Annotated in this window: 1 protein-coding gene; it reads right to left on the reverse strand. The window is 59.0% G+C overall.

What is annotated here, in order from left to right; translation table 11 throughout:
• Window positions 1–118: 118 nt before the first annotated feature.
• Window positions 119–1,133 (reverse strand): glutamine--fructose-6-phosphate transaminase (isomerizing) (gene glmS, locus CKW40_RS42265; RefSeq protein WP_095205392.1); only part of this gene is annotated, 1,015 nt, incomplete at its 5' end.

Below are 1,133 nucleotides of genomic sequence, written 5' to 3' on the forward strand. Positions count from 1 at the left end.
TTGGACTTCGTGGATCGGAACGTATCCTGGGGGGATCGTCCTTGCCGATCAGCGTGTTTGAGAACATTCGCGGAAGATGTCTGGCGTTTCCCACGGACAAGCCATCAATGCGTCATCCTCACTCGACCGTAACCGACTTCGCTAGATTACGGGGCTGGTCGACGTCTGTGCCCATGATGACCGCCGTGTTGTAGGCAAGGAGCTGTATGGGCAAAGAGAAGATCATCGGCGCGATAATCTCGTCGACGGCCGGCAGCACGATAGTGTGCGATGTGTCGAGTTTCGACGCGGCGGCGCCTTGCTCGTCGGTGATGAGGATGATCCGCCCGCCACGGGCGGCGACTTCCTGCATGTTGGAGACGGTCTTGTCGAAAAAGCGATCATGGGGCGCGATGACGATCACAGGCGTGTTGTCATCTATCAATGCGATCGGACCATGTTTCAATTCGCCCGCCGCATAGCCCTCGGCGTGAATGTAGGAAATCTCCTTTAGTTTCAGTGCGCCTTCCATGGCCAGGGGGAAACTGGTGCCACGGCCAAGATAGAGCACGTCACGAGACTTTGACAGGTCGCGCGCCAGGAGTTCGATCTGCGGCTGGATGCTGTTCAGGACCTGGCCCATGAGCCGCGGCATTTCGGCAAGGCTCTTGACGAGCGTCTGCACCTCATCTTCGGTTGCGGTTCCGCGCGCGCGGGCGGCACCGACAGCGAGTGCGGCAAGAACGGTAAGCTGGCAGGTGAAGGCCTTGGTGGAGGCGACCCCGATCTCCGGGCCGGCCAGGATTGGGAAGACCGCGTCGGCCTCGCGAGCGATGGTCGAGTCGCCGACATTGACGATTGCACCAGTTTTCAGGCCAAGCCCCTTACAGTATCGCAGCGATGCCAGCGTATCGGCGGTTTCGCCAGACTGCGAAATGAAAAGAGCCGCCGACTGCGGCGACAAAGGGATTTCGCGATAGCGGAATTCGGACGCGACGTCGATTTCGACAGGTAGGCGCGCATAGCGCTCGAACCAGTATTTTCCGATCAATCCGGCGAGATAGGCCGTACCGCAGGCAGAGATAGCCAGGCTTGGAATGCTGGCGAAATCGATACCGGAAACCGTCTCGACGCGATTCTGTGTGAAGTCTATA

Origin of the sequence: Mesorhizobium carmichaelinearum (genome assembly GCF_900199455.1) — a bacterium.
Lineage (GTDB): Bacteria > Pseudomonadota > Alphaproteobacteria > Rhizobiales > Rhizobiaceae > Mesorhizobium > Mesorhizobium carmichaelinearum.